The 21,127-nt window shown below is 46.1% G+C and carries 26 protein-coding genes; 16 read left to right on the forward strand and 10 right to left on the reverse strand.

The window, feature by feature from the left end; all coding sequences use genetic code 11:
• Positions 1 to 111 precede the first annotated feature (111 nt).
• Genes H7F26_RS11830 through H7F26_RS11840 form a run of 3 tightly spaced genes read left to right on the forward strand, consistent with a single transcriptional unit; the run spans position 112 to position 1,640 of the window.
• Entirely contained in the window at positions 112 to 1,230 is a 1,119-nt protein-coding gene (locus H7F26_RS11830; RefSeq protein ID WP_145722066.1) for a Rap family tetratricopeptide repeat protein, read from the forward strand.
• Positions 1,220 to 1,357: a hypothetical protein gene (locus H7F26_RS11835; protein WP_016886158.1), complete on the forward strand. Its 138-nt coding sequence runs from the start codon at positions 1,220 to 1,222 to the stop codon at positions 1,355 to 1,357. Before H7F26_RS11830 ends, H7F26_RS11835 begins: the two co-directional genes overlap by 11 nt.
• Positions 1,358 to 1,361: 4 nt before the next feature.
• Positions 1,362 to 1,640: a hypothetical protein gene (locus tag H7F26_RS11840; protein WP_003180226.1), complete on the forward strand. Its 279-nt coding sequence runs from the start codon at positions 1,362 to 1,364 to the stop codon at positions 1,638 to 1,640.
• A gap of 74 nt (positions 1,641 to 1,714) precedes the next feature.
• Here the strand turns inward: H7F26_RS11840 and H7F26_RS11845 are convergent, their stop codons facing one another.
• A complete protein-coding gene (locus tag H7F26_RS11845; RefSeq protein ID WP_003180228.1) occupies positions 1,715 to 1,900 on the reverse strand; it encodes a YhzD family protein in 186 nt (61 codons plus the stop codon).
• 117 nt (positions 1,901 to 2,017) lie between these two features.
• Here H7F26_RS11845 and H7F26_RS11850 point away from each other — a divergent pair, with 117 nt between their 5' ends.
• The 6 genes from H7F26_RS11850 to H7F26_RS11875 all read left to right on the forward strand — a co-directional run bounded on the left by H7F26_RS11850 (position 2,018) and on the right by H7F26_RS11875 (position 9,797).
• Positions 2,018 to 2,914, forward strand: a complete 897-nt coding sequence (locus H7F26_RS11850) for an ABC transporter ATP-binding protein (protein WP_003180230.1) — start codon at positions 2,018 to 2,020, stop codon at positions 2,912 to 2,914.
• A complete protein-coding gene (locus tag H7F26_RS11855) occupies positions 2,907 to 4,175 on the forward strand; it encodes an ABC transporter permease (protein WP_003180232.1) in 1,269 nt (422 codons plus the stop codon). Before H7F26_RS11850 ends, H7F26_RS11855 begins: the two co-directional genes overlap by 8 nt.
• Positions 4,176 to 4,294: 119 nt before the next feature.
• Positions 4,295 to 5,521 carry a metallophosphoesterase family protein gene (locus H7F26_RS11860; protein WP_009328954.1) on the forward strand — a complete coding sequence of 409 codons (1,227 nt, stop codon included), beginning with the start codon at positions 4,295 to 4,297 and terminating at the stop codon, positions 5,519 to 5,521.
• A gap of 13 nt (positions 5,522 to 5,534) precedes the next feature.
• Positions 5,535 to 8,501 carry an ATP-binding protein gene (locus H7F26_RS11865; RefSeq protein ID WP_011197711.1) on the forward strand — a complete coding sequence of 989 codons (2,967 nt, stop codon included), beginning with the start codon at positions 5,535 to 5,537 and terminating at the stop codon, positions 8,499 to 8,501.
• A gap of 49 nt (positions 8,502 to 8,550) precedes the next feature.
• Positions 8,551 to 9,495: a 3'-5' exoribonuclease YhaM gene (gene yhaM / locus H7F26_RS11870; RefSeq protein ID WP_016886154.1), complete on the forward strand. Its 945-nt coding sequence runs from the start codon at positions 8,551 to 8,553 to the stop codon at positions 9,493 to 9,495.
• 68 nt (positions 9,496 to 9,563) lie between these two features.
• Positions 9,564 to 9,797 (forward strand): sporulation YhaL family protein, encoded by a 234-nt coding sequence (locus tag H7F26_RS11875; RefSeq protein WP_003180242.1) that lies wholly within the window; start codon positions 9,564 to 9,566, stop codon positions 9,795 to 9,797.
• A 45-nt stretch (positions 9,798 to 9,842) separates the two neighbouring features.
• On the opposite strand, the gene H7F26_RS11880 is transcribed toward H7F26_RS11875, so the two are convergent.
• Positions 9,843 to 10,703, reverse strand: a complete 861-nt coding sequence (locus H7F26_RS11880; RefSeq protein WP_003180243.1) for a peptidylprolyl isomerase — start codon at positions 10,701 to 10,703, stop codon at positions 9,843 to 9,845.
• Between the two features lie 163 nt (positions 10,704 to 10,866).
• Between H7F26_RS11880 and H7F26_RS11885 the strand changes: the two genes are divergently transcribed.
• On the forward strand, positions 10,867 to 10,953 hold the full coding sequence (locus H7F26_RS11885; protein ID WP_003180245.1) for a YjcZ family sporulation protein: 87 nt from the start codon (positions 10,867 to 10,869) through the stop codon (positions 10,951 to 10,953).
• A gap of 127 nt (positions 10,954 to 11,080) precedes the next feature.
• On the forward strand, positions 11,081 to 11,179 hold the full coding sequence (locus H7F26_RS11890) for a YjcZ family sporulation protein (RefSeq protein WP_003180247.1): 99 nt from the start codon (positions 11,081 to 11,083) through the stop codon (positions 11,177 to 11,179).
• A 52-nt stretch (positions 11,180 to 11,231) separates the two neighbouring features.
• Here the strand turns inward: H7F26_RS11890 and H7F26_RS11895 are convergent, their stop codons facing one another.
• Both H7F26_RS11895 and H7F26_RS11900 read right to left on the reverse strand, forming a co-directional pair.
• Positions 11,232 to 11,447, reverse strand: coding sequence for a hypothetical protein (locus H7F26_RS11895; protein ID WP_003180249.1), 216 nt, complete (start codon positions 11,445 to 11,447; stop codon positions 11,232 to 11,234).
• A 78-nt stretch (positions 11,448 to 11,525) separates the two neighbouring features.
• A complete protein-coding gene (locus H7F26_RS11900; RefSeq protein ID WP_003180250.1) occupies positions 11,526 to 12,041 on the reverse strand; it encodes a DUF3267 domain-containing protein in 516 nt (171 codons plus the stop codon).
• A 213-nt stretch (positions 12,042 to 12,254) separates the two neighbouring features.
• Between H7F26_RS11900 and H7F26_RS11905 the strand changes: the two genes are divergently transcribed.
• Positions 12,255 to 12,602 (forward strand): YhaI family protein, encoded by a 348-nt coding sequence (locus tag H7F26_RS11905; RefSeq protein WP_003180252.1) that lies wholly within the window; start codon positions 12,255 to 12,257, stop codon positions 12,600 to 12,602.
• On the opposite strand, the gene H7F26_RS11910 is transcribed toward H7F26_RS11905, so the two are convergent.
• Both H7F26_RS11910 and H7F26_RS11915 read right to left on the reverse strand, forming a co-directional pair.
• Complete coding sequence (locus H7F26_RS11910; protein WP_003180254.1) at positions 12,599 to 13,219, reverse strand: HTH-type transcriptional regulator Hpr; 621 nt, start codon at positions 13,217 to 13,219, stop codon at positions 12,599 to 12,601. The two genes, H7F26_RS11905 and H7F26_RS11910, sit on opposite strands and share 4 nt — an antisense overlap.
• 193 nt (positions 13,220 to 13,412) lie before the next feature.
• On the reverse strand, positions 13,413 to 13,769 hold the full coding sequence (locus H7F26_RS11915; protein ID WP_003180256.1) for a YtxH domain-containing protein: 357 nt from the start codon (positions 13,767 to 13,769) through the stop codon (positions 13,413 to 13,415).
• A 161-nt stretch (positions 13,770 to 13,930) separates the two neighbouring features.
• Between H7F26_RS11915 and H7F26_RS21980 the strand changes: the two genes are divergently transcribed.
• A complete protein-coding gene (locus H7F26_RS21980) occupies positions 13,931 to 14,122 on the forward strand; it encodes a membrane protein YhzF (protein WP_003180258.1) in 192 nt (63 codons plus the stop codon).
• A gap of 90 nt (positions 14,123 to 14,212) precedes the next feature.
• Here H7F26_RS21980 and H7F26_RS11920 read toward each other — a convergent pair whose 3' ends face one another.
• The 3 genes from H7F26_RS11920 to H7F26_RS11930 all read right to left on the reverse strand — a co-directional run bounded on the left by H7F26_RS11920 (position 14,213) and on the right by H7F26_RS11930 (position 16,574).
• Entirely contained in the window at positions 14,213 to 14,740 is a 528-nt protein-coding gene (locus tag H7F26_RS11920) for a tryptophan transporter (protein WP_003180260.1), read from the reverse strand.
• A gap of 142 nt (positions 14,741 to 14,882) precedes the next feature.
• A complete protein-coding gene (gene serC / locus H7F26_RS11925) occupies positions 14,883 to 15,956 on the reverse strand; it encodes a 3-phosphoserine/phosphohydroxythreonine transaminase (RefSeq protein WP_003180262.1) in 1,074 nt (357 codons plus the stop codon).
• Positions 15,957 to 16,154: 198 nt separating this feature from the next.
• Complete coding sequence (locus H7F26_RS11930; RefSeq protein ID WP_003180263.1) at positions 16,155 to 16,574, reverse strand: HIT family protein; 420 nt, start codon at positions 16,572 to 16,574, stop codon at positions 16,155 to 16,157.
• A gap of 524 nt (positions 16,575 to 17,098) precedes the next feature.
• On the opposite strand from H7F26_RS11930, the gene H7F26_RS11935 reads away from it, so the two are divergent.
• From H7F26_RS11935 to H7F26_RS11945, 3 genes are read left to right on the forward strand one after another with little or no spacing between them, the layout of a single operon-like run.
• Positions 17,099 to 17,839 carry an ABC transporter ATP-binding protein gene (locus H7F26_RS11935; RefSeq protein WP_020450802.1) on the forward strand — a complete coding sequence of 247 codons (741 nt, stop codon included), beginning with the start codon at positions 17,099 to 17,101 and terminating at the stop codon, positions 17,837 to 17,839.
• Entirely contained in the window at positions 17,832 to 19,055 is a 1,224-nt protein-coding gene (locus H7F26_RS11940) for an ABC transporter permease (protein ID WP_017474239.1), read from the forward strand. Before H7F26_RS11935 ends, H7F26_RS11940 begins: the two co-directional genes overlap by 8 nt.
• A gap of 52 nt (positions 19,056 to 19,107) precedes the next feature.
• A complete protein-coding gene (locus tag H7F26_RS11945) occupies positions 19,108 to 19,818 on the forward strand; it encodes an EcsC family protein (RefSeq protein WP_011197714.1) in 711 nt (236 codons plus the stop codon).
• A gap of 20 nt (positions 19,819 to 19,838) precedes the next feature.
• Here H7F26_RS11945 and H7F26_RS11950 read toward each other — a convergent pair whose 3' ends face one another.
• Complete coding sequence (locus H7F26_RS11950; protein ID WP_162840067.1) at positions 19,839 to 21,011, reverse strand: M20 family metallopeptidase; 1,173 nt, start codon at positions 21,009 to 21,011, stop codon at positions 19,839 to 19,841.
• Positions 21,012 to 21,127 lie beyond the last annotated feature (116 nt).

Here is a 21,127-nt window from a genome sequence, read left to right on the forward strand (position 1 = left end):
AGGAAATTGACCTTGGGAAATGATGTGCAGAAACAATTGTAAAAAAATTTAAGTTTCCATAAAATGATTCATAAGATACAGATCTGTACGAAGTCTTGGGAGGCGGCGAAATTGAAACAGAAGATTCCATCTGAATACGTTGCTAGAAAGCTGAATGATTGGTACAACGCCATTCGGAAAAATCAGATCGCCGCCAGTGAATCATTGAAAGCGGAAATTTTAAATGATTTTCAAGACATGGAAGAAAATCAGGACGTCCTGCTCTACTATTCGCTGCTTGAATTCAGGCATAAACTGATGCTCAGCTATTTGAAACCGAAAGAGACTGAAAATATTGAAAAAAACCTCCGCGACTTAGAAGAAAAAGAAGACCAAATGACGGGTTTATTAAACTATTATTACTGGTTTTTTAAAGGGATGTATGAGTTCAAACAAAAGCGGTTCGTCAAAGCAATCGGCTGCTATAAAACGGCTGAACAAAAAGTCAGCGCACTGGAAGACGAGGTTGAAAAAGCGGAATTTTATTATAAGCTTGCGGAAATCTACTATTATATCAACCAGAGATACCTGTCGATCAACTATGCGACGCTAGCTTCCGACATTTTTTACCGGTATGAAACGCTAAAAGAAAAAAAGATTTTCTGCGATTTTATCATTGCCGGTAATTGGGTTGAATCGATGACATACGGACCCGCGCTGAAAAGCCTGGCCAATGCGCTTGAAGACGCCAGGAAAATCAAAAACAGCCATTTGACGGCAGCCGCTCATTTTAATTTGGGAAATTGCTATTTCCACCAAGAATCGTACCGGGAAGCCTCAGATCATATGGAGAGCGCCCTTTCCATTTTTGAACAGGAAAGTTCATCATATATTCCCAAAGTGCTGTACAACTTGATGTACGTCCGTCTCAAGCAGGGGAACCATGCCGGAGCTGCCGCCTGTTATGAAAAAGGCATCCGAAGCGCGGCATCGCTCGGGGATGAAGAACACGCGGCAAAGCTTAACATTCTGTGCGGGCTGTATTTAGACGGAGGGGATCAGAAAGCCGTGGAAAACGGATTTGATTATTTGGAGTCAAATCATTTATATGCTGCTGTTGAAGAGCTGGCTTTAGATGCAGCCCAGTATTATAATCAAATTGAGCGGCTGAAAGATTCCATTTTTTACTATGAAAAGTGCGCTCAGGCAAGTCGAAAAATCAAAAGGGGAGATGCGTTGTATGAAAGCTAAACTGTTGTTCGTCGCGGTGTCGCTGGCTGTTGTGTTAACGTCTTCAAGCTTTTTGGCAGATGCGGGGAAAGCCCCTTCCTTGTATGCGGACAAAATGATCACGACTGACAAGGAGGCTCGAGTTTAAGGGCATGATTTCATCTGAGAATGAGCGGGCTGACGCAGCGAAAGAATGGGCGATGTATATTACAGTTTCTTGCCTTTTCATCCTGATCGTCTCTGTGATTTGTTTTTTCGCTCCGGTCTACCGCTTGCAGGATCTCTTGTTTCGAATGTTTGATGCTGTCATCATCTGTGTGCTGACGGTCAATGGTCTTTATTATCTGAAAAAAAATAAAGGCGTCGCTTGCGCATCGTTTTTACTCGGCTTCATCAACATGGGACTGCTCGTTGTTTTGATGGTCCGCTAGTGTTTGGCGGATAAAGGGCAGGCGGCGGCAGCGTGAAACTTTTCCCCCGAAGCGCCGCCTTACCCGTATTTTAGTCAGCTGCGGAAAACAATGATTTTACCGGACGAATGTACTACCCGGTGTGTATGCTCCAAAAATTGCTTTTCCTTCAGCATTCCTCTTCCTTTCTCTTTCGCTTCTTCATCATCGGCCGCTTCAAATCGCTCATTCAAAAGCGTTTCTCCACTAGTGTCGAAAACGGTTACATAATAATTTTCCATTTCTCTGCCCCTTTCTCAAAATATGATCTATTTGTTTAAAATTATATAAAAATCAAAAAAATCCTTTTTAAAATGGTATGACTAACGTATGATTGTAAATTGGAAGGAGGAGTTATAATGCTCAAAATCGATCACGTTACGAAAAGGTTCGGTTCATTTACAGCCGTAAACGATCTGACGCTGGAGATTCCAGACAAGCAAATGTTCGGTCTGCTCGGCGCCAACGGAGCAGGGAAAACGACGACATTCCGAATGATACTCGGCCTTTTGAATGCGACAGAGGGTACTGTCACATGGAAAGGACAGCCGATTAACTACGGTGTCACAAACAGCATCGGCTATTTGCCCGAAGAGCGCGGACTGTACCCGAAGCTGAAGGTGAAAGATCAGCTCGTGTACCTCGGACGCCTGAAAGGCATGACCAAACAAAATGCGCTCAAGGAAATGGAGAAGTGGCTCGAACGCTTCCATATTACAGAATACGCCGACAAAAAGGTTGAGGAGCTGTCCAAAGGGAACCAGCAAAAAATCCAGTTTATCACGGCCGTGCTGCACAAGCCGGAGCTTTTGATTCTCGACGAGCCGTTCAGCGGGCTCGATCCGGTGAATGTCGAGCTTTTAAAAGACGCGGTCATTTCTTTGAAAGACGACGGCACCTCGATTGTATTTTCAAGCCACAGAATGGAGCATGTCGAAGAGCTGTGCGAACACGTCTGCATTTTGCAGCGCGGGACGCCTGTCGTTCAAGGGAAATTAAAAGAAATCAAACGTTCTTTCGGCAGAAAAAATGTCACGATTCACGCGGACGGCGACTTGAGCTTCTTGAAAGAGGCGGACGGCATCGTCAAATGGCGTGATCATTCCGAAGGAGTCCGCCTGCAGGTCGAGAATGAAGAAGTCTCTCAAGAGCTGTTTACAATGCTGCAAGGACGCGGGTTTATCAGAAAGTTTGAACTTGAAGAGCCTTCTTTGCATGATATTTTCGTCGAAAAGGTAGGTGCCCGTTATGAATAAGTTTTGGATTGTTCTTTTTCATACATATATCAGCAAGCTGAAAACGAAGTCGTTCATCATTTCAACGGCCATCACGCTTGCGCTTGTCGTGCTCGTCACAAATTTGGGATCGATTATTTCCATGTTTGACGACGGCGGAGAGGGTGACAAGATCGCTGTCATTGATCGCTCAAATCAGCTGTACGACACGTTTGCCCAGCAGGTGAAAGCACTCGATACTGATGAAGCGCTGGAGGTCCAAAAAGCGGATAAGCCGGAAAAAGAGCTTGAAAAAGACGTCAGAGACGAAAAGCTCGAGGGCATTTTAATCCTGGAGAGAGATAAAAAAGGGGTGCTGAAAGGAACGTATAAAGCGCTCGATATCGCTGATTCCACAGCTGTCTCCACGATTGAACAGGCGCTCTCGCAAGCAAAGATCGCCGTTGGAACGGCTGAATTGAACGTACCTCAGGAAAAGCTGAGTGAACTGTTTACACCGGTAAAAGTCAACAGTGTTGCCTTGAAAGAAGGCGCGAAAACCGAGGAAGAGCTTCAAAAGGCGACAGGGCTTGTGTATGTTGTGCTGTTTGTCATCTATTTTTCCGTTTTGATGTACGCTTCAATGATTGCGACAGAAGTAGCGACGGAGAAGTCTTCCCGCGTAATGGAAATTTTAATTTCCAGTGTGCCGCCTGTCCAGCAAATGTTCGCCAAACTGTTCGGCGTTGCCCTATTAGGCCTGACACAGCTTGCCGCGCTCCTTCTTGCCGGCTATCTGTCGCTTCAGTCCAGCCAGGAAAGCGGAGGGGATGCGGCTGAGCTGGTTAAAGGATTTTTTGATGTTTCCGGCGTACCTACTGCAACGCTTGTGTACGCGGTCATTTTCTTGATGCTCGGCTACTTCTTATACGCAACTCTTGCGGCATTTCTCGGAAGCGTCGTCAGCCGGATTGAAGATGTTCAGCAGATGATTTCGCCGATGATCCTGTTGGTCGTTGCCGGATTCATGATTGCCATGTTCGGACTGAATGCTCCGGATTCGACGTTTATTACCATCACTTCATTCATTCCGTTTTTTGCGCCGATGATCATGTTCCTCAGAGTCGGCGTGCTTGATATTCCGTTTTGGGAAGCGGCTCTCGGCATCGGCATCACCGCTCTCACGATTGTGATTCTCGCCGTCATCGGGGCGAGGGTGTATAAAGGCGGCGTGCTCATGTACACAAGCGGCGGCGGATTGAAAAATATCAAACAGGCGCTTCGTCTGTCAAAAGATCGATAATGAAAAAGAAAAGCAGCTTGAAAGATAAGCTGCTTTTTTCATGCAAATAGTAGAACGTGCATTCGCTTTCAACCCGTGGTAGAATGGGAGCAGAATGTTTTATGAAAAGGAGCAGAAGATTGACAAACATCACTTTCATTCATGCGGCAGATCTGCATCTGGACAGTCCGTTTCACGGCATCAGCCAGCTTCCCGAGGAGATTTATCAGCGGATCAAAAACAGCACATTTAAAAGCGCTGAAAATGTGTTTAAGCTTGCCATTGATGAACAGGCCGACTTCATTTTGCTTGCCGGGGACCTGTTCGACGAAGCAAACCGCAGTTTAAAAGCACAGATGTTTTTGAGAAAACAATTTTTAAAGCTTAAAGAGAACAACATCCAAGTCTATGTGATTTTTGGCAATCACGATCATCTGGGCGGCGATTGGACGCCGATTGAATGGCCGGACAACGTCCACATCTTTTCAGCGGAAGACATTGAAGAAAAATCTTTTTACAAAGACGGCCGGCTCGCCGCAAGCATCTACGGCTACAGCTATCCCGAGCGCTCAGTTTATGCCAATAAGGCCGCTGAAATCAAAAAAACGACCGACGCGCCCTTGCATATCGGCATGATTCATGGAACGCTTTCCGGGGAGAGCGGCCATGACCCGTACTGTCCTTTCTCCCTTCAAGATTTAAAAAACGGACAGATGGATTATTGGGCGCTTGGACATATACATAAAAGACAGGTCATTTCAGCCGCCGATCCGGCGGTGATTTATCCGGGAAACACACAATCCCGCCATATGAAGGAAACGGGGGAGAAAGGCTGCTATCTCGTCAATGTTTGCGGCGGAGAACTGTCCTTCGAATTTAAAGCCGTATCGGATGTCCTGTGGGAAACGGCCAGCATCGATATCTCCGGGACAAAGCAGATGACAGAGCTGATCAGCCTCATGCACGATGCCTTTCAATCTTTCAGAAAAAGAGGCAAGCCCGCATGCGTCAAGATGGTATGGACAGGAGAAACACCCTCTTATTTGGCGGAAGGACAGGCCGGCATCGCGGACGAGATCCTTGACATCTTCCATGAAGAAGAACGGGAGGAAGACGCGTTCATCTGGCTTACCGCGATCGAAGATCAAACCGATGCCGCCTTGTCGGGAATCGAACGGGACGCTTTTTTCCAGGAGCTTTTGCAAGAAATCCATGAGTTTCAAGATTTCAGCCTGATTCTTGACGATTTGGAGCGGCATCCGGTCTTTAGAAGACACGGAGAGCTGTTTAATGAGGAAGACTTCCGGGACATTCGCACGCAGGCTGAAAAACTGCTGCTTCATGAACTGAAGACATTGAAAAGATAAGGGGGGATGCAGGGTGAATATACATGCGATACATATATACGGATACGGTAAATTCGCCAATCAGACATTCCGCCTGTCTCCTTCAAATCTGCATTTGATCTACGGACTCAATGAAGCCGGGAAAACGACGCTCATGTCGTTTATTGAAAGCGTGCTGTTCGGTTTTCCGAAGACGAAACGGTACGAGCCGAAAACGGGCGTCATTTACGGGGGGATGCTTGAGGTCGGACACCCTGATTTCGGCCAAATCCGAATCGAACGGACGGCCGGAAAGCCCGAGCGGGTCACCGTTTACTTGGAAGACGGCAGCACGAAGCCGGAAGGTTTTTTAAATGAGCTGCTGTCAGGCATCGACAGGCAGCTGTATAAAGCGATCTACTCATTTGACGTGTTCGGCCTTCAGGAAATCCATAAATTCAACCGCGACAAAATCGGCCGTTTTCTGCTGTTTTCAAGTCTGTTCGGCTCTGATGCGATTTCCAAGCTGGATGCCGGCCTCGTGAAAAAGCAGGAAGAGCTGTTTAAACCGAACGGAAGGAAGCCGGAGCTGAACCAGGAGCTTGATCGGTTAAAAAGGCTTTCTGAAGATTTGAAAAAGGCGAAAGCGCGGGAAGGCGGCTATTACCGTCTCTTAAACGAAAAAAAAGGCGCTGAGGCGTCGATAAAGGAAAGCGGACAACTGCTCAAAGATCTTGAGCATCTCGTCTTACAAATCGAGCAGGCCATTGAGATTCTGCCGGCGGCCGCGGAAATGCGCCAGCTAAAAGAGCAGCTCGCATCCCTCGGCGGCTCAGAAGAAAGCCGTTTCCCCGAAGGCGGACTTTTCGAGCTCGAAAAGCTCGAATCCCACCTGCATCCAAAAGCGGCTCAGCTGAAGGCGCTGGAAGAAAAAAAGCGCGGTTTGGAACAGCGCGCCGCCGCTTTTGCACCGGCTGAAGACTTCCTCGAGCACGAAGCCGAAGCGGAAGAGCTTTTAACGGCGTATCCGTTTTACCAGTCGTATACCGAAAAAATCGCGTCTTTGACTGAACAGCTTCACCAGATAAACGGACGGGTTCAAGCGGGGCTTGACCGCCTGCAAATCGAGGAATACGATATCCTCAATGCGGACACCACGTATGAATACGAGTGGAAACTGCAGGAAACCGTTCAGGCATACATAGAGCTGCGCGAACTGAAGCGGTCGCTCGACGAGCGGTTTGAGCAGGCGAGGGCTGATCTGGAGGAAGCGGAACAGGCCCATGCCGCTCTCAGCAATGAAGTGATGCCCGATGATGTCCGAAAACAAAAGGAAGAAACCCTTGGCCGCCTTGCGTCCGCCGGCGGTCATGCCGGAAGGCGGGAAGAGCTGATCCTTCAGCTGTCCTATCTGAAGCAAGAACAAAAAGTTCGGATGAAAAGAAGAAGGACCGCTTTTGCGGGAGCGCTTTGCGCTGCTTTTGCGGCAGCTTTTGCGGCGCTCTTTTTCAAGGAGTGGTTCCCGGGCGCTTTGCTCGCGCCGATTTTGCTGATATTTGCCGCTTTTATTTTAAAAAAGCCTGAGCCTTCCGCGGCGGCGGCTTTTATTCAAAAACAGCTGGATGATATTGACCACAGCGGTTCAAAAGGCGGAGTAAGCGACAGCGCTTTAAGGGAGGAGCTGTGGAAGGACGACCAAACCCGGCAGCTCCTTATCGCCAAACAAGCTGAGCTCAGACAGAAAGAAGCGGAATATGAAAGAGCGATTCAAAAATTCGAAGAGTGGGAAAAGGATATCCGTCCGTATCAGGAGAAGACCGAGCGCTATTTAAAAGAGCTGAATCTTTCAATTGACCCGTCATTTTTAGCTGATGCGTACGCTTTGATTAAGGAACTCAGAGAGGAAATTTTGAAAAAGCGGGATATCGAGAAGGAACTGAGCCGCCTTCATGCTAAAAAAGCATCCTTTGAAGCGGGATTGAGAAAGCTTGTCACATCCCTCAGCCTTGCGGGCGGAAGCGTCCAAGAGCAGGTGTTTCAGCTGAAAAGCGAGCTTGAGTCCCAAAAAGAGAAACTTCGTCAAAAACAGGAAGCAGACGTGTCTTTAAAGCATGCGGCCGAACAAATCAAAGAGCTGGCGAAAGAGGTGGAATACTTCCAATCTCAAATTGCCGAACTCTTTCAAAAAGCAGGGGCGGACGGCCGTGAGATGTTCGTCGGACTGGCGAAGCGCGATCAAGCCAGAAAAGAACTAACGGCTAGGCTCGGGCAGCTCAAAAGAGAGCTCGGCAGACAGGACGAGAAGGCCGTTATGCTCGCCTCAGGCCACTCTCTGGCAGAACTGAAAGGAAAGCTGGCCGAGACTCAGGAAAAAAGAGCGCGCATAGAAAAGCAGCTGACAGAAGAAAGGCAGACGGCGGCTAATTTCCATGCAGAGCTCGCCAGACTTGAGGAATCAGGAGCGGTATCGGAGCTTGCCTATCAGACCGGGATGCAAAAAGAGCGGGTCGCCGAATTGGCCAAAAAGTGGGCAGCCGTCAAGCTGATCCGGCAGGCGGTCCAAAACAAGATAGATGAACATAAGAAGGTTCGGCTTCCGAAGCTGTTACAGACGGCTGAAACATTACTGAACCCATTGACTGCCGGACAATACGAAAAAATTTATTTTTCTGAAACAGATGATTCCATGATGGTCATGCGGAAAGACGGAGCTCTTTTTTGCGCACACGAACTGTCTCAGGCGACTTGTGAACAGCTCTATTTAGCGATCCGATTCGCTCTGGCCCTCTCCCATCAAAAGAATGTCAAATTGCCGTTCCAGCTGGATGACAGCTTTGTCCACTTCGACCAAGAGAGATTTAAACAAGTGCTGAACATTTTAAAAAAGCTTTCAGGCGAAGATCAGCAAATCTTGTATTTTACGTGTCATGAACATGTAAGAGAAGCTTTCCGCGATGAAGATGTGATTCTGCTGCCTTCCGGAATGAAAAAGGTGGAAGGAAAGGAGATGACTAACAAATAAAAGTGTGTGCTATAATGATTTTATGTAGGAAAACGGAGGGAGCTTTATCATGGCAAAAGGTATCATGCTGCACGAAGTTGGCGAGCAGGTGGATTTGTACTTGCTCATTAAATCGTCAACGAAAGGAATCGCAAGCAACGGGAAACCGTTTTTAACGCTGATGCTGCAGGATCAGTCCGGAGATATAGAAGCAAAGCTGTGGGACGCCAAGCAGCAGGACGAAGTGACCTACGGCCCGCAGACGATCGTGAAAGTGGTCGGCGACATTCATCATTACCGCGGGCGGAACCAGCTGAAGCTGAGAAACATCAGACCTGCAGGCGAGAACGAAAACGTCAAAATCGATGACTTTCTTGAAACTGCACCGATTCCCAAAAACGAAATGATGGATGCGGTCACTCAATATATTTTTGAAATGAAAAACCCGAATATACAGCGAATCACAAGGCATCTTGTCAAAAAATACGGCAAGGAATTCATTGATTATCCGGCTGCGACGAAAAATCACCACGAGTTCGTGTCAGGTCTCGCGTACCATGTTGTTTCCATGCTGAACCTGGCCAAATCGGTCGCAGACCTGTATCCGTCGCTCGATCGCGACCTTTTATACGCAGGCGTCATTCTGCATGACCTTGGAAAAGTAAAAGAACTATCCGGCCCGGTGTCCACGACATATACTGTCGAAGGGAACCTGCTGGGGCACATATCGATTATGGTGACAGAAATTGCAAAAGCCGCCGAAGAGCTTCAAATTGATTCAGAAGAAGTGCTGATTCTTCAGCATTTGATTTTAAGCCATCACGGCAAACCCGAATGGGGCAGTCCGAAGCCGCCGATGGTCAAGGAAGCGGAAATTCTTCACTATATCGACAACATTGACGCGAAGATCAATATGATGGACAGAGCGCTCGAACGGGTTAAGCCGGGAGAATATACCGAACGGGTCTTCGCATTGGATAACCGTTCCTTTTATAAGCCCGTTTTTCACAAATAAGCGTCATAACTTGTCTCCCTTTTGCATAATGTCTGGTATACAGTTTATTCAAAAAAGGGGGAAAAGCCGTGCTGCTGTTTCCGTGGTGGGTGTACCTTTGCATCGTCGGCATTATTTTCAGCGCCTATAAGCTGATGACGACGGCAAAGGAAGAGGAAAAGATTGACCAGGCTTTTATCGAAAAAGAAGGCCGCATTTATATCGAACGGATGGAAAAAGAAAAAGCAAAGCGCATGAAGCGTACACTGGATGAAGATCAAGAACAGCATGAAAAATCGGCTGACAGCCATTCCATCGCATAAAAAAAGCTGTCCGACCCCAACGAGGGGAGGACAGCTTTTTTGGCGTCAGCTGCTGCTGCTTGTCTGAGCTTGACGCTGGTCGACTTGTTTTTTCAACTCTTTGTCTTTTACTTTTAAATCAGCATCTTTGACAAGTTTGTCAATGACGGATTGCAGTTCAGTTTGATCATTTTGCTTTTGTTCTTGGACTTCTTTTTTAAGCTCTTTTTTCATGTCTTCATATTTGCCGCGTTCTTCGTCTTTTTTAATGATGTGATAGCCGAATTGGGATTTCACAGGTCCGCTGATTTCGCCGGTTTTCAAAGCAAATGCCGCTTTGACGAAATCCTTGTCCATGTTATCGTCTTTGCCGACCCAGCCGAGGTCGCCGCCTTTTTCGGCTGTACCGTCAGTTGAATACTCTTTTGCAAGGTCTTCGAATTTTTCGCCTTTTTTCAGCTTTTTCTCAACTTCTTCAGCCGTTTTCTTTTCTTTCACAAGAATGTGGCTTAAGTGGATTTTGCCTTTCAGGCCGTCATAATATTCTTTTACGTCATCATCGGTTACTTTTATGTTATCCTTTGCGGCTTTTTGCATCAGAAGTTCGTATTTGATCTGTTCTTTGACGAAGTCTTCGCCTTTTTGGTCAATGAGCTGGTTGAGCTGGTCACCCATTGATTTTTTGTACTCGTTCAGCTTTTTGTCGATTTCTTTGTCGGAGACATCGTATTTATCATCGAGTACTTTTTGCTGAACAAGCATGTTCAGTGCGTCCGCTCCGGCATTGTCTTTTAATGTTTGATAAAGGTCTTCTTTTGTAATATTTCCAGCTTTTGTTTCCGCAACAACCTCAGAATCTCCCCCGCTGCATGCGCTGAGAGCCAGCACGCTTGTCGCTGTAATCGCCGCAATTGCAATCTTCTTCATAAATGCAAACACTCCTAATCATAACAGTTTAAACTTTCCTTTGAATTGTATCATATCATATTCTGACATGCTGTAAAAAGATTTTCAACAGAGGGGCATCCGTCTAGTCAAATTTTCTTTCCGCTCATACAAATATATTGATCAAGAAAAGGAGGTCAATAACATGAGCGGAGGATACTCAAGCGGTTTTGCTTTATTGGTCGTGTTGTTCATTTTATTAATCATCGTTGGTGCAGCTTATCTGTACTAAAACCTTAGAAAATGAGAAAAGAACCGTCATTTTTTCAGGCGGTTCTTTTCTTTTGGACGATAGCCTAATCGTTTCATGACATTCGTGCATACACTAATGTAACGACTGGGGCAGAGGAGGTGTCAATATGGGCGACGGTTATGCAGGAGGTTTCGCTGGCGGCTTTGCGCTGCTTGTGGTGCTGTTCATCTTATTAATTATTATTGGTGCTTCTTGGATATGCTAATAAACAAAAGGATAGCTGCCGGATCAATACGATCGGCAGCTATCCTTTTTCTTTACACCGTAAAGGAAATCTCAATGAATGATGAGATCAATAAAATTAAGATCAGCACATTAATCATTCTAAATACCTTATCCTGCCGCTCTTCAGGAATCTCTCTGACAAGGCATAAAGAGTTTGTAAGCTTGTTTATGTTGAAGACAGTAAAAACCGCAAACAAGATGAAATAAAAAAGGATGATAGGAGATCCCCCTCTCTGTTTCTGCTCCATACTACATTACCAAATATTTATTAAAAAAGATAGAAAATAGACTGAAAAAAAGGAATTTCCAACTGCCTAGCAGCTGGATTATTTTTGTATTAAAATATCAAAATCGTCGGCTTCCTGATCGACAAAGCAGTTTTTAGGCGCTTTGATCAGTTTCCAGGCAAACAGAAAATCAGGCAGACAATAGCCGAAATGAATGCTTGAGATGATGCAGAAATAGTGAGCAAAGCTCGGCATCGCCGCCCCCGCGTAAAACAAAACAGGCGTGATGACCAAAAAAGGGCAGAGAAGAGAGACAAGCATCATGTTTTTCGGAATTTCTCTCCATGTTCTCATTTTCAACCAATAAATCTTTTTTTCTAACTTTTTCTTGCTGATCATCGGCAAGATATGAAGAATTTTATGGGCGATTATAGCTGCAACCAAAAGTCCTGCAAACAAAAGGGCATGATCGCCTCTCTGAACAGTTTGCGGATGAATAAGCTGCATCGCTAAATATTCGGGAATAAAAAATAAAATCATTAAACTGACGGCAGTGAGCACGATGCGCATGCCTCCATAATCTTTAACGAGATTGATGGTTTTCCAGCAACTCATAAATGACATCCTTCCGTTTCAACAAACTGTTATATGAAATCCTCAGAATAATTTACTCCTCTGGATGAGAAAAATCAATCCCTTTTTCGAAAAAAATTTCGTCATTTTCCAAAGAATTTAGAAGGGTGTAAAAGGATCAGAAATCTCCAGTGTTGAACTTTCATCAGAAGGGAATATCGGCTAAAATAAGAGAAAGGGAGAGAAGAGACAAATATGAACTCAATGGAGCAACGCCTCGAGCGGCTGGAATATTACATCAAACTGTTATTGAACAATGCGGATATGGAAGAGTATCCGTACTATAAAATATTGATCGAAAAGGGCTTATCAGAGGAAGAAGCAAAGGAAACGGAAAAGCTGTGCGAAGAGCTCTCAAAGGAGCTTGAAGCACAAAAAGCGCAAGGATTTGTGATGTTCGATCATCTCCTCACGCTTTTTGCCGGACAGTTAAATGAAAAACTTGAAGTGCACGAAACGATTTTCGCCCTTCACAGACAAGGTCTTTACAAACCGCTGATGAGCGAATTCATCAGCATTATCAGGCAGTACGATCTGGCTTAGTTTTTAAGAGGCTCAAGCGGTTTGTCCACCTCTATCGATTCCCCGGCTTCTTTTGCTTCTTGTTTTTTCTTCATTTTGCCCTCTTCGCTCGTAAATTCATTTTCGATGTTTGAAAACGATTTTTCGAAAATTTCCATGAAATCATCGCCGTAAATATGGCGGATGATCGACATCATCTCGACGATTTCTGGAAACTTCCCGTACAGCTGATGAAGGGGCTGAGCGCCTTTTAAGACGGCGTTCCGGGTCGGATCGTAAGACTCGAGGATTTTAAGGAAAACTTCTTCACCTTTCGGAGTCAGCTGAATGTAAGTGTTGCGTTTGTCATTCAATTTTTTGGAAAACTCCAGGTAACCTCTTTCCTCAAGCTTTTTTGAAAAATTAAACGCTGTGGATACGTGCATGACGCCGAACTTGGCGATTTCTGAAATGGATGCTCCGTTCAGCTGGTAGGCGATCCACAAAATATGGTGCTCGTTAATGTTCAGATCATAAGGTTTAATCCACTGCTGCCAATCCTTTTCTATCGACTTCCAAAGCGCCTTGCTAAGCTGTGCCATTCTTTGACTGAATAAAAGGGCTTCTTTCACCGTATAGGGCTCTTCCGCTCGATTCATTCACTTCACCTGCTTCTCTTTATCTTATAATTTCTATTATGCCAATAAAATAAAGATTAATAAAGATGTAAATTTACGAATTTTTTAAAAAATCCAGTTTTACGGTGTGAAATCAGGATTTTACCTAAAAAAGGAGCGTGAAAATTTTCCATTCACACCCCTTTTTTAAGGTTTATTTTTTTCGCTGAGTATATTAGTTTTGTAAGGTTTTCTCCAGCTGTTTTATCTTTTCTTCGATCTCAGCGATTTCCTTTTTTAAGTCCTGCTGATGAGGTTTGATTTCCTCGCGCCATTCCTGGATGGACGTTTGCAGTTCGCTGCCGACGTCTTTAATGATTTCCGCGCCTTCTATGGCGGTTTTGACGAATTGCTCTTTTAATGCGATTCCGTCGTTTTTCAGCCTTTTGACGGTGTCTTCCCATTTACCGCAGTTGGCTTTAAGCTGTCCTCTCAAGTTTTTTCCTGAAGTCGGCGCGGTCAGCAATGCTGCAACACCGCCGATAACACCGCCTACAATCAGTCCAGCTGCTAAAGATCGGCCTTTTGACATGTAAATCACCCCGGTTATATTTTTAAAGATCAGGCTTGGCAGGCGCCGGCCTTCTCATGATTAGATATTGGCGTCCGAGCCGGGCAAACCGTTCCTCTTCTTAGAAACTTCTGCATAGCTTGCTTTATTTTAGCATACTTTTTTAAAAAGGAGGGAGAGGGTTGTCTGTCATAATCATTGTTTTGACAATTATAAGCGCTGTGTTTACCGCCGGCTCCTTTTATTATTTAAGGCTTCTCGGATATTCTGCATCTTATCCGCCGAAACGCATTCTTAAACAAAAAGCGCTTTTTTGCACGGGAAGCGCAGGGTTGGCGCTCCTGCTCCTTTTTTTTATTCAGCTTCTTATATAAAATATCGGGCGGATTCCCCTTTTTTTGACCATCAAAACGAAAAAAACCTCTTCCAAAAAAGATATTCCTTTTCTAGAAGAGGTTCTTGTTTTATTTGACTTGTTCAATCAGCCTTGAACGCTTCATGATCGACTGCACGATCGGAAAGATGACCGCCATGGCGATCGTGTTGATCACGGCAGCTGGTAAAACGACAACAGAGAACAGGGTGATGAATCCCTGATTTCCAGGCAGGCCGACAATGAACAGTGCAGCCGTGAGGAAAATCGTTCCGGAAAGAACGGTTCCTGCAGCAGTTAATCCGGCGGCAGCAAGCGTTTTGCTGTTCAGCTTTTTCACAAGCAGAAATACGCCGAAGAACATCAAGGCTGTTAGCGGTTTGTCGATGATGTTGGGCAGCTGTCCCCCGGGAAAAGCCGTCGTCAACGCGGAAATGACGCCTGTCACGGCTCCGATGACGAGAACATTTTGCAGTCTAGGGAACAAAAGGATTCCCATAAACATCATGATCAGCATCATATCCGGCTTCATTCCGTAGAAAAAAGGCGGAATCACAGCGTGCAGCGCCGCTCCAATGGCGACAAACAGGGCCATAGCCACTAATTCTTTTGTTTTCATGTCTATTCTCTCCTCATCTAGGCTCTTTTTACGCTTTCCAATAATATGCTCGTCATTTATTGCGAAAGCTTTCTAGTAGTATATCAAACTTTCGAAGGAATGGGGAAGCCTTTTTCGCCATCTTCCATCATCAGGATAAACATCAGTTTTCTTCGCGGAATTTCTTCATAAAGGCAGCCAGCTTTTCGCAGTCTTCAACTGATACGGCATTGTAAATCGAAGCGCGGCAGCCACCGACCGAACGGTGTCCGCCAAGCCCTGACATTTTTTCTTCCTTTGCCTTTGCGATGAATGATGCTGTCAGCTCATCATTTTTGAGCGTAAAGGTGACGTTCATGTTTGAGCGGCTGTCTTCTCTCGCATGGCCGCGGTAGAATCCGCCGCTTTCGTCGATCGCATTGTATAAAATTCCGGCCTTTTCGCGGTTGCGTTTCTCAATGGCATCGAGGCCTCCTTTTTCCTTGAGCCACTCCAGCACGAGAGACAGCATATAAATCGCAAATGTCGGAGGGGTATTGTAGAGCGAATCCGCTTTGGCATGTGTTGAGTACTTCAGAATTTTGGCAACTTGCTCATTTTCCTTGCCGAGCCAGTCTTTTTTCATGATGACAACGGTCACCCCTGACGGTCCGAGGTTTTTCTGAGCGCCGGCATAGATGATGTCAAATTGGGAAACATCGATTTTTCTGCTTAAAATATCGCTGGACATGTCCGCGACAACCGGAATCGGAGCGTCGGGGAACTTTTGCCACTGCGTTCCAAAGATCGTATTGTTGGAAGTCAGGTGAAGGTAGGCCCCGTCTGCCGGAATCTCCGGTACTTCAGGAATATAGCTGTACGTATCTTCTTTGCTGGACGCGATGATCGATGTGTTTCCGAAGAGCTTTGCTTCGGCCAGCGCTTTTTCAGACCAAGCGCCTGTCATAATGAAGTGGGCCGTTTTGTCTTTGGAGAGAAAGTTCATCGGAATCATTGAAAACTGAAGGCTTGCTCCGCCTTGCAGAAACATGACTTCATAATCATCAGGTATGTCCATCAGTTCTTTTAACAGAGCTTTCGCTTTTTGATGAACGGCGTCATACTCTTTGCTGCGATGGGACAGCTCCATCACGGACATCCCCGCACCATTGAAATCAAGAAATTCGTCTTTTGCCTTCTGAAGCACTTCTAAAGGCAGTGCTGCTGGTCCTGCGTTAAAGTTCGTTGTACGTATCATCACAATCGCTCCCTGTTCGTGTATAAAAATATAAAACAATCCTATCATAAAAGGTTCCGGTTATACATAAAAAATTTGAATTGTGTGAAATATAGAGCAATGGCTATTTAGCCGTGCCGGGCGATCTGATAAATGTGGAGTTTTTTTGAACGAAAAAAGGGCGCCGGCAGCTGCCGACGCCCTTGGACAACGTCTCGATTACAGGTGTTTGTTGATGGAAGCTGCAATGTTCTGCAAGTCTTCCGGTGAATAGTCATCCGCATGGGTTTTCCAGACGGCTCCGAATCCGTCTCCTTTGCCGTAGCGGGGAATAATGTGCATGTGATAGTGGAAGACGGACTGCCCCGCTTTTTCGCCATTGTTATTCAGAAGGTTTAAGCCGATCGGCTCGTATTCGTCTTTGATAGCTTGGGCGATTTTCGGAACCGCTTCAAAAAATTCCCTTGAAACATCAGGTGTCATTTCGTAAATATTGGTTTTATGAACTTTTGGAATCACAAGCGTATGCCCTTTTGTGACTTGGCTGATGTCGAGAAAAGCCAGTACATGTTCATTTTCAAATACCTTTGCACAAGGGATTTCTCCTTTTATGATTTTGCAGAAAATACAGTCGCTCATACTTTTCCTCCTTTTTCCATCAGGGAAAGGTTATGTATAAGCAACATATTACCACAATTTGCGCGAAAACACGAAAAACAGGATGAACGGCTCCAACGTTCACCCTGCCTGAAGAAGGTACGCTTTAATGAAGAAACGTTAACTGCCTTTTGCAAGCACCCCATTTTCGTCAAAATGAAAGCTTGTAACGCCTATACATTTCCTGCGACAAACACCTCATTTGATCGTCACACCTTTTTTATATGACGGAGATGTCAAATAAAGCAGGTGCTTTCTCAATTCAGTGGATGAAAGAAATTTCTAAGCTTGACATGTTTCATACTCAGGAACTCTTGCCGATTTTGTCTTTGACAAACACCTCATTCGCCAGAGTTGATAAGCTTTCCCTTCTTCAAGAATTAGAATGTCCTGATGCGCATTCGATTATTCGTTTTATTTTAAGGCCGAAAAGCGGGAGGGAAAACGTTTCAAATACATTCTTGTTTTTGGTACTATTAAGAAAAATGCAGGAAAGGAACGAACGTATGTCACTACTGACTGTTAATGAGTTAACTGGAGGGTATACAAGAAACCCGGTGCTGCGCGATGTTTCATTTGCGATTGAACGGGAGCAGATCGTCGGGCTGATCGGTTTGAACGGAGCGGGGAAAAGCACGACGATCCGGCATATCATCGGCTTAATGGAACCGCACAAAGGATCGGTTGAATTGAACGGCAAAACGTTCATGGACGATCCGGAAAGCTATCGTTCCCAATTTACGTTTATTCCGGAAACGCCGATTTTATATGAAGAGCTGACATTGAAGGAGCATTTGGAGCTGACGGCGATGGCGTACGGCCTTTCGAAGGAAACGTTCGAGAAAAGGCTTCCGCCGCTTTTGAAAGAATTCAGAATGGAGAAGCGCCTGAAATGGTTCCCTGCCCATTTTTCAAAAGGTATGAAGCAGAAGGTTATGATCATGTGCGCTTTCCTTGTCGAACCCGACCTGTACATTATAGACGAACCGTTTCTCGGTCTTGATCCGCTGGCGATCAATGCCCTTCTCGAGCGGATGAACGAAGCGAAGAAAAACGGCGCGGCCGTTTTGATGTCGACGCATATTTTGGCAACGGCAGAGCGGTATTGCGACTCCTTCATTATTCTCCATAACGGCGAAGTGCGGGCGAAAGGAACGCTTGATGAGCTCAGAGAGCAGTTTTCGATGGAAGAAGCGAGCCTCGACGACCTGTATCTTGAACTGACGAAGGAAGAGAGCTATGAATAGCATTCTGGGGATTTGGAAGACAAGAATTGAGGAGTATGTCAAAGAAACAAGATCATATTTGAAATACATGCTGAATGACCACCTTGTCATCGTCATGATTTTTTTCCTTGCAGGAGCTGCGAGCTGGTACAGCAAATGGCTGAAAGAGATGCCCGAAGGTTTTCCCGCCTATTGGGTGATGGCCGTCATCTTTTCGTTCATTTTGACAGGCTCATACGTCCGAACGCTAATTAAAGAAGCGGATCTCGTCTTTTTGCTGCCGCTCGAAGCAAAGATGGAGCCGTATTTTCAGCAGGCTTTCCGATTCAGTTTGTTGACGCAGCTTTTTCCGCTGGCCGCCGCGGCCCTCGCTTTGGCGCCGCTGTATTTTGAAGCAAGCGGCAAGGGGTTTTCCGCGTACCTCGTCTTGCTGATTCAACTGCTCGTCTTAAAAGGATGGAACACGGCTATGCAATGGCGGATGACGTTTTTCGGCGAAAAAAACATGAGGGTCACCGACTGGATTGTCAGACTGCTTCTCAACACGATCGCGATCTATTTCGCTTTAGCGTCTTCATACGGATTTGCAGCAGCTGTCTACCTGATCATGGCCGCACTGTATGTGTATTTTAAGGTGATCGATAAGAAAAAATCGTTTAAATGGGAACTGCATATTGAAGACGAAATCAGAAGAAAGCAGCGGTTCTACAGAATTGCGAACTTATTCACGGACGTTCCCCACCTTAGAAAACAGGCGAAAAGAAGAGCATATCTCGATTGGATGCTCCGGTTTATTCCGTATGAACAGAGCCGGACATTTACATATATGTACGGAAGGGCATTTATCAGATCAAACGACTATTTCGGCATCGTCGTCAGGCTGACCGTGATTTTTGGCATCATCATCGCTTATTTTTCGGCATATGAGTGGGTATCGGCCGCGCTCATCGTCTTCACCGTATTCATTACAGGAATTCAGCTGACGCCGCTGTTTGATCATTTTTCACACCTGCCACTGCAGGAGCTTTATCCCGTCAAAGCAGAAGAAAAACGGAAGAGCTTTTTCGGCCTGCTTCACATCGTTCTGAGCGTCCAGGCGCTTGTTTTGTCTGCCGCTGCCGGAGCCATGATGCAGTGGACCGGGATGCTCGCCGGACTGGCCGGATCCGCGCTGCTTATATTTGTGATTTTGAAGCCTTATTTCAGCAGCAGATTGAAGAAAAGTGCCAAGAGATAGATGAATCCTTTTCTTTTTCCGCAAGTATGATGAAAGAAGAGGTGAGTGGCGCATGAATGAAAACCAGCTATATTTGGAGGAAGCGACCCGCTGGAAAATGAAGTTTCTCAGAAAGCCGTCGATGGCTGAGCGGATGTCGAAAGGGGTACAGTCGAAAATTAACGCCCGCATTCCCGCCAAAGTTCACAAGGCGATAACAGAAAGCATTAAAAAGATGGTCGAGGCTACTTTGCTCGGCTCAAATTTAACGACTTTTGACAAGAAAACAGGCACGCTTTCGCTAAGGGAAAAAGATGAGCTGGCTCAGAAGACAATCGCTCAATATCAAAAGGCGGCTGCTGTTGAAGGGATCGGAACAGGCGCGGGCGGGATTTTTCTCGGACTGGCGGACTTTCCGCTCTTGCTCGGCATTAAAATGAAATGCCTGTTTGAATTGGCGTCGATTTACGGATACGATATTAAGGAGAAAGAAGAACGGATGTTTCTTCTGTATATTTTTCAGCTCGCCTTTTCCGGAGAAGCGCACCGAAAAGAAATTTTCCGCATGATCGAACATTGGGATACCGAAAAGCGCGAAATCGATTGGCAGGCTTTTCAGCAGGAGTACCGGGACTATCTCGATCTTGTAAAGCTGCTTCAGCTTGTGCCCGGCTTCGGCGCGGTCGTAGGCGGAACGGCTAACTATAAGCTGCTTGGGCACCTTGGGGAAACAGCGAGGCACGTTTTCCATCTGAGATTGATTCATGAGACAGCCGGATATTGATGATCCGGCTGTTTTTTATGCTATTTCGGTTGTTCCATTGCAGGCGTTTCGCGGACCGCCTGCTCTTTCTCCTGATAGGAGACCGCGGCATTTGCCAGCACTTTGGCTGCGATCAGCATCGCTTTTTCATCGATATCAAACTTCGGATGGTGATGGGGAAACACCGCCTCCGGATCTTCAGGACGGGCGCCTGTGAAGAAAAATGTCCCTTTGACGTGCTGCAAGTAGTAAGCGAAATCTTCCCCGCCCATTTGCATGCCGCTTTCTTCAACTTTTTCAACGCCTTCCGTCTGTTTGGCGATTTTTGCGAGAAAAGACGTTTCTTCCGGGTGGTTGCAGACAGGCGGATAGCCCCTTTCGAAGGAATAGTCGCAGTCAGCGCCATGCATGCCGCATATACCTTTTGCAACCTGTTCAATTTCGTTTTCAATCAAGGTGCGGATTTCTTCATTGAAGGAACGCGCCGTTCCGATTAAAACGGCTTTATCAGCGATTACATTAAAGGAGTTGTCGGCAACAAATGAACCTGTCGAAATGACAGCCGGCTGAGTCGGATCAAGCCTGCGGCTGACAATCTGCTGGAGGGAAGTGACGATCTGCGATCCGATCAGCACGGCGTCTTTTGTTTTATGAGGCTGTGCGCCATGCCCCCCTTTGCCTTTAATCGTAATCGTAAAACGGTCTGCAGCGGCCATGATCGGTCCTGTCCGGTATTGAACTGTTCCCGTCGGCTCTGTAGCCCACAAATGGGTCCCGAAAATCACGTCAACCCCGTCAAGGCAGCCGTCTTCAATCATCGGCCTGGCTCCGCCCGGCGAATACTCCTCGGCATGCTGATGAATGAAGACGATCTTTCCTTTTAAACGGTCCGCGTGCTCATTCAAAACTTTAGCGAGGACAAGCAGGGTTGCCGTGTGCCCGTCGTGTCCGCAGGCATGCATGACTCCCGGCACAGTCGATCGGTAAGGCGCGTCTTTTTCATCATGAATGGGCAGCGCGTCAAAATCGGCTCGAAGCGCAATGACGGGGCCGGGAGATCCGCCTTCGATGTAGGCGAGAACTCCGCCTCCGCCTACGTTGGTGCGGATAGGAATACCGAGCGCTTCATAGTAAGAGGCGATAAATGCGGCTGTTTTCTTTTCTTGAAAAGAAAGCTCCGGGTGCTGATGAAAATGGCGCCTCAATTTGACCATTTCATCGTAGTGGGCATCAAGCTGGTTATTGATTTGTCGGACAAATCCGGATGCGCTCAAAAAAATTCCTCCTTTTAGGAATGGTAAGTTTTTATAATTTTATGACAATTGGAGCC

The organism is Bacillus sp. PAMC28748 (assembly GCF_014250415.1).
In the GTDB taxonomy this organism is placed as follows: Bacteria; Bacillota; Bacilli; order Bacillales; family Bacillaceae; genus Bacillus; species Bacillus licheniformis.